Here is a 5,564-nt window from a genome sequence, read left to right as displayed (position 1 = left end):
CGTGCTTAGAAGCGGGCGATGCCAGAGGGGTCACAGGTCTTTCCCGACGTTCCGTGCGATGCACCAGACGAGGAACATCAGTAGCAGCGGTGGCGCGGCATAGGCGACGATCCGCCCCGCGTCACCTGCGGCGACCGCGTCCCATGTGCCAAGCAGTAGGAACGCGACCGCGACCCAGCACACTCCGGCAGCCTGCCAGGTCGGCACTGCCCGAGTGCGCCAGACCATGGTTCCGACGGCCAGTAGCAGCAACGTGCAGGCGATTGCCACGACCGTGTCCAGAACACCGGTACCGTTCCGGATCGCTACTCGGTAGAAGTCGGCCGATGAAAACCAAGCGAAGCCTGCGGCGAGGAAGTACAGGATAGCGGTGAACGCCTTACCGAACCCGGACATGAAGCGACCTCCGGGTAGCGACGGTAGTCGCGCAGTCGCTATCTGTTCGGCTGGTTTGAAGCGAATGACACGGTGGGGAGTCGGCGGCGCTCTACCTTGGCCCACCCTGGCCATCGCGGAGTGGCTAGCGGAGGGGATGCGTACTAGTCACGCGAGGTCGCACGGGCCGGCTACGTCGCTGGGATCTCGTAGGCCAGTTCGTAGAGGTGACCGGCCATCGTGATCCGGTTGACCTCAACCGGCCTGTCTTCAGTGTCGTACGCCGTGCGGGTGACCAGGAAGACCGGCGTGCCCGGCGGTAGCTGGAGCGCATCGACCTCGTCTGGCAGCGGCATGCGTGTGGCTACGACTTCGACGAACCGGGTCAACGTGTGGCCGAGTTCTTCTAGGCGGGCGTAGATCCCGCCGGGGCCGGTGTCGTGCCGCTCGATCTGCGTGCCGCGCACCAGGGCGCCCGGCAGGTACGACGTCGCGAGCTGGGTTGGTCGGCCGTCTAGCGACATCTGGCGGCGCCGCTCAAGGACGGGCGCGCCCTCCTCCAGCCCGAGGAGCAACGCAGTTTCGGGGTCGGCGGGCTCGATCACAATCGTGGTCTTGGTCTCCGGCCGCGCGTTGTTCGCCGCGGCGTCGGCCATGAAGGTCCCGCCAGTCTTGTCCCGCTCGGCCCGCGAGAGTCGGTTGCGAGCCAGCCGCCGTACGGGTGGCCGTGGGCGGACTGTCGCCCGGCGGCCGTGGCCGATGACGACCAGGCCCTCGTTGCCCAGCAGCGCCATGGCTTGGCGTGCGGTCGTTCGAGACACCGAGTGCGCGGCCATCAGCTCGGACTCACTGGGAATCGGGTCGCCGGGTCCGTAGTCGCCGCGCAAGATCGAGCCGCGCAGGATGTCCGCCACCTGGCGGTACAGGGCCTTTGAGCTGCCTGAATCCAAGCTCACGACCGTCTCCCCTCGACTCGTTACGACGAGCGTAGCGATACCCCTTGACATCGCCACTCATCCCAACGATCGTAGTCGTCGTACTCGTAGGAACGAGTGGTGCGAGTACGGGAAAAGGAGAGACCCCGGCGGGTTGCAGCCCGCCGGGGTCGTGGACCGGACCTTTGTGGGAGGCCAGATCCGTATGCAGCATGCCCTGAACTCGGTTCCGCACGCCGACAACCTCGCGGATGCCACGGCGGAGGCCGTGGAGAAGCTCGCGCGGGAGCTGGTTGCGCGGGGCAAGCAGTCCGGCGGTAGCAAGTGACCCCGTCCGTCTCGGTGGCCGGCCCGGATGTCCGGGCCGGCCGGCCCGCCCCCCTGACGGCGGCCGAGCTGGACGCGGCGCGCGACGAGCTCGACTACTACGACGACTACGAGCACCGCGCGGCCACCGTCGTGGGCGCGTCTCGCCACGTCATCACGGGCCTGCTGGACGGCTCGATGACGCCGACGAACACGTACCACCGGGGCACGCTTCGCTGGGTCGCCGCGCTGCACGCGGTGCTCGACGAGACGCCGGACCGCCGCCGGGTGCTGAGCCTGCGCCTGGCCCGTGCGGAGAAGTACCTCGCCGCCGGCTACCGCACCGACGTCTGGGCCCCTGCGGCGGCCCGCTACCGCGCCGAACTCGCCACCCTCGACACCGCCCGGGCCGCGGCATGACCGACCTGGAGCCGACGGCCGCTGACCTGGCCGCGATCGAAGACGAATGGCCGCTGATCGCCGCCGAGCTGGCCGTCGTCGACGCCCTCGCCGCGATCGCCGCTGGCGAGACCAACCCGCTCGCGCGGCGCCGGTTGTTCCTCGCCCGCCGCCGCCTGGCCGCCATCGCCACCGGGTTCACCCCGGCCGCCCCCGACGCCACCGTCTTCCGCCCGATCCCTGTCCGTTCGACCTGTCGCCGTTCGGCCTGAAGGAGCCTTCCGTGTCTACCCCCACCACGCCGACGGCGACCGAGCCTGTTGTTGACCCGCGCCAGCTTCGCCGTGTCGCTCGTGCGCTGGATGGCGCGCTGTGGCTCGTGGCCCTGGCGGTCGGGGTCTACAGCCTGTCCAACGTCCACACCGTCGCGATCGCCCACGGCACCGCCGACCCGCAAGCCTGGCTCCTGGCGCCGATCGTCGACGTCGCCCTGTTCGGCGCGATCACCGCCGACTCCGTCCTGTCTCGCCACAACGCGCCACGCTCCGGCTGGGGTACCGCGCTGCGCTGGTTCTGCGGCCTGGCGACCTGGACCCTCAACGCCTGGGACGCCGCCGGCTCCGGCGACGCCGGAGCGATCGTCGCCCACTCGATCCCACCCATCGTGCTGATCCTGCTTGCCGAGGCCGCACCGCACTACCGCGCCCAGTTCGCCAAGCTCGTCCGCACCGCCCCGAACCCGGCCCCGGCGCCAGCGACCGCGCCAGCTCCCACCGCGCCCCCGGCGGCTCTGGCTCCGGAGCCAGTGACCCCGGTGGCTCCGGAGCCAGCCCCCACCACGCCCGGCCGCCGCGCCGCGAGCACCCGCCAGGCTGGCTCCGGAGCCAGCCGCCGTGACCCCGGCGCGGGCCGCCGTCAGATCGCCCGCCTGTACGCCGCGATCCCCGCGGACGACGCCCGCTCAGGCCGGCAGCTCGCCGCCGACCTGGCCGCCGAGGCCGGACTGTCGCCCGCGACCGTCCGTCGCTACATCGCCGACATCCACCGGGCCGCCGCCGGCTCGACTCCTGTTCCTGCGACCGCAGGTGGTGCGGCATGACCGACCCGAACCTGAGCCACAAGACCGACCCCACGACCCCGCCGGCCGGCGTCGTCCTGCCCGGCCCTTGGACCCCGGAGACCCCTGCCGAGTCCGGGGATCTGATCGAGCTGGACAGCGCGGTCGAGCTGGACGACGACGACGCAACCCCGGCTGAGGGGGTGCTGGAGGGTGACGTTCTCGGTTCGGCGGGGGTGGAGGTCTACCGGCCCCGCGCGCTGGCGGTGTCCCGAGGCGTGGTGTCGCGGACGCGGGTCGTGGTGACCGGGGTGCGTACGGTTGCGACGCACCCGCACACCAAGACCGGCGCGAAGCTGGCCGCCCGCAACCTGTGGTACCCGGTCGCCGGGGCCGGTGTGGCCTACGGCAGGTGGCGGGACACGCATGGGGCGTCGCGGTATGAGCGGCAGATGCGCCGTGCGGAGGTCGCGGGGGATCAGGAGAGCCTGCGGGAGTGGGAGGCGCGCGACGTCGCCGAGAAGGCGCGCCGCCACGACCGTGTCATGGACTGGGTGCGTTCGCCTGTCGAGCTGATCCGGGCCGTCGGGGTGGGGTTGGCCGGGTTCGCCGCGCTGCTGCTCGTGCTCGGCGTCGTCCTGGCGCTGGGCCGTCACGATCCCGGCTACATCCTGGCTCCGATCGTGGGGGTGATCGGCCTGGTCGCGTTCGTGTGCTGGTTTCTCGCCGCCTACGGCGCGCTCCTCCTGCTCGTCGCGACCGGTGGGGCCGCGGCGTGGCTGTGGCATCTGGGCCGTTCCCGTTCCGAGCTGCCTGCCTGGGTGTCCGCACCGACAGCCGGCGACGGCGGCGGGCGGGACGTGGTCCCGGACGAGCGGGCGATCACGAACGCGCTGCGGAACCTGAACCTGCCGGCGCTGAACAAGAAGTTCAAGGAGGGCTGGACACCGCGCTGGATCGACGCACCCACCTACGACGGCAAGGGCTGGCACGCCCGGCTCCTGCTCCCCGAAGCCGTCCCCGTGGAGATGATCGTCAACGCCAAGCCGGTGCTCGCGCACAACCTGCTGCGCCTGCCGGTGGAGGTGTGGCCGACCGAGCCCCGCGACGCCCCCGGCGTGCTGGACCTGTTCGTCGCTGACCAGGGCAGCCTGACCAAGCCGGTCGCGCCGTGGCCGCTGCTCACCACCGGTACCTCGGACTACTTCAAGGGCGTGCCGGTCGGGATCGACCCGCGGGGGAACGTCGTGATCGGCCGGCTGTTCCAGGCCAACTGGGGCGTCGCCGGGATGATGGGCTCCGGCAAGTCGACGCTGATCATCACCGCGCTGTTGGGCGCGATGCTCGACCCGCTCGTGGAGATCGACGTCTACTGCATGGCCGTCAACGCCGACTACGACCCGCTGCGCCCCCGGCTGCGGACCGCGTTCGTCTCCGACGACCCTGACGAGATCCCGACCGTGCTCGGCGCCCTCAAGCAGCTCATGTCCGAGCTGTCCGACCGCGGCCGCAAGCTGTCGGCGGCCGGCGAGCCGAAGCTCACCCGCGCCCTGGCCGCCGCCGACCCGTCCATGCGACCCCGGGTCGTGGTGATCGACGAGTGTCAGGAGCTGTTCGTCTCCGACGTCGGCGAGGAGGCCGCCGAGCTGGTCGAGAAGATCGTGGCCAAGGCCCGTAAGTACGGCGTCACCCTGATCTTCGCGACACCCGTCCCGTCGGCGGACTCGCTGCCCCGCAAGGTCGCCAAGGTGCTGTCGAACCGGGCGTGCTTCGCGATCGGCGACCACCAGGGCAACGACGCGATTCTGGGCACCGGCAAGCACAAGGCCGGGATCTCCGCCACGACCCTGCGCCCGATGACCGTCGCCCCGGACGGCACCGTCGACCTCGGCGACCTCGGCACCGCGATGACCTCCGGGTTCACCCCCGCCGACGGGCTGCTGCGCTGCCACTACGTCCGCCGCGGTGACGGTGTCGACGACGTCACCCCCGTCGTCGAACGGGCCATGGACATGCTCGACACCCCACCGGCGCCCACCGCCGACGACGGGCCGGAACCGGTCGAGCACGTCGACCCGCTCGCCGACATCGTCTCCGTGATCCGCGCCGCCGGCCCAGACCCGATCATGCCCACCCTGGAAGTCCTCGCCGGCCTCGCCGCGCTGCGCCCGCAGCTCTACCGGGGGTGGACGTTCGAACGGCTCCGTGAGGAGCTCCCCGACTCCGCGCGGCCCTACAAGACCCGCGGCCGGATGTCCGTCAACGCCGAGCGGGTCGCCGCCGCCATGGCCGAACGCGAGACCTCCGACGACCCGGACCTCACCGACGAAGCAGACGGCGAGTTCGACACAGCGTGACCATCCGGCCGAGGGAGCCCGTGAGGGACCACCGAGGGACCGAGGGAGTTCTCCCTCGGCGGCTCCCTCGCCGGCTCCCTTCGCCCACCACCGCCATCTAGCAGCGCGAACAGCCCCAGGCCACACCCCCAGGGG

At 71.4% G+C, this 5,564-nt stretch carries 7 protein-coding genes; 5 read left to right on the top strand and 2 right to left on the bottom strand.

Features of this window, described 5'->3' with window-relative positions; all coding sequences use genetic code 11:
* Nucleotides 1-30: 30 nt before the first annotated feature.
* Nucleotides 31-396, bottom strand: coding sequence for a hypothetical protein (locus tag G6R24_RS17695; RefSeq protein ID WP_163550330.1), 366 nt, complete (start codon nt 394-396; stop codon nt 31-33).
* A 170-nt stretch (nt 397-566) separates the two neighbouring features.
* Nucleotides 567-1,331 (bottom strand): GntR family transcriptional regulator, encoded by a 765-nt coding sequence (locus G6R24_RS17690; protein WP_217451639.1) that lies wholly within the window; start codon nt 1,329-1,331, stop codon nt 567-569.
* A 184-nt stretch (nt 1,332-1,515) separates the two neighbouring features.
* Between G6R24_RS17690 and G6R24_RS23425 the strand changes: the two genes are divergently transcribed.
* From G6R24_RS23425 to G6R24_RS17670, 5 genes are read left to right on the top strand one after another with little or no spacing between them, the layout of a single operon-like run.
* Nucleotides 1,516-1,638 (top strand): hypothetical protein, encoded by a 123-nt coding sequence (locus tag G6R24_RS23425; protein ID WP_263864081.1) that lies wholly within the window; start codon nt 1,516-1,518, stop codon nt 1,636-1,638.
* Nucleotides 1,635-2,036, top strand: a complete 402-nt coding sequence (locus G6R24_RS17685) for a hypothetical protein (protein ID WP_163550328.1) — start codon at nt 1,635-1,637, stop codon at nt 2,034-2,036. The genes G6R24_RS23425 and G6R24_RS17685 overlap by 4 nt, the downstream gene beginning before the upstream one ends.
* Nucleotides 2,033-2,287 carry a DUF6284 family protein gene (locus G6R24_RS17680; protein WP_163550325.1) on the top strand — a complete coding sequence of 85 codons (255 nt, stop codon included), beginning with the start codon at nt 2,033-2,035 and terminating at the stop codon, nt 2,285-2,287. Before G6R24_RS17685 ends, G6R24_RS17680 begins: the two co-directional genes overlap by 4 nt.
* Before the next feature lie 11 nt (nt 2,288-2,298).
* Nucleotides 2,299-3,114 (top strand): winged helix-turn-helix domain-containing protein, encoded by an 816-nt coding sequence (locus G6R24_RS17675; RefSeq protein ID WP_163550327.1) that lies wholly within the window; start codon nt 2,299-2,301, stop codon nt 3,112-3,114.
* Nucleotides 3,111-5,429 carry a zonular occludens toxin domain-containing protein gene (locus G6R24_RS17670; protein WP_163550326.1) on the top strand — a complete coding sequence of 773 codons (2,319 nt, stop codon included), beginning with the start codon at nt 3,111-3,113 and terminating at the stop codon, nt 5,427-5,429. The genes G6R24_RS17675 and G6R24_RS17670 overlap by 4 nt, the downstream gene beginning before the upstream one ends.
* The last annotated feature ends 135 nt before the right edge of the window (nt 5,430-5,564 follow it).

This window comes from Candidatus Frankia nodulisporulans (assembly GCF_902806475.1).
Lineage (GTDB): Bacteria > Actinomycetota > Actinomycetes > Frankiales > Frankiaceae > Frankia > Frankia umida.
This window is presented reverse-complemented; position numbering and strand designations above follow the sequence as displayed.

Excerpts from the sequence above, each read along its gene's own strand:
- G6R24_RS23425 (WP_263864081.1), top strand. The coding sequence starts at position 1,516 with ATGCAGCATGCCCTGAACTCGGTTCCGCACGCCGACAACCTCGCGGAT.
- G6R24_RS17680 (WP_163550325.1), top strand. The coding sequence starts at position 2,033 with ATGACCGACCTGGAGCCGACGGCCGCTGACCTGGCCGCGATCGAAGAC.
- G6R24_RS17695 (WP_163550330.1), bottom strand. The coding sequence starts at position 396 with ATGTCCGGGTTCGGTAAGGCGTTCACCGCTATCCTGTACTTCCTCGCC.
- G6R24_RS17670 (WP_163550326.1), top strand. The coding sequence starts at position 3,111 with ATGACCGACCCGAACCTGAGCCACAAGACCGACCCCACGACCCCGCCG.